A 276-nucleotide genomic window follows, 5' to 3' on the forward strand; every position below is an offset into this window, starting at 1 on the left:
GCAAGCCAAGAAGACCCTTGGCGTAAACCTGACAAAGATAGATATCATCAAATTTTGCATGAGGCAGATGAGGTTGTTTTTGTCTCAAGAGAAAAGTATGTAGACGAACAAACTATGTACGATAGAGATGAATATATGGTAGATATGTTAGCTGTTGAACGAGGCTATTTACTTGCAGTTTGGAATGGAATCCCAAATGGAGGTACTTACCATACAATCGAATACGCCCAAGGAAAAAGTGCATCAATCCAAACAATTGACCCAAATCGACACATG

1 pseudogene is annotated in these 276 nt (G+C 39.1%); it reads left to right on the top strand.

The annotated features are described in order from the left end of the window. Positions 1–276, top strand: a pseudogene (locus MR160_RS34325) (SLOG family protein); the annotation flags it as partial.

The sequence above is a fragment of the Bacillus cereus group sp. BfR-BA-01382 genome, from assembly GCF_022663475.1.
Lineage (GTDB): Bacteria > Bacillota > Bacilli > Bacillales > Bacillaceae_G > Bacillus_A > Bacillus_A thuringiensis_S.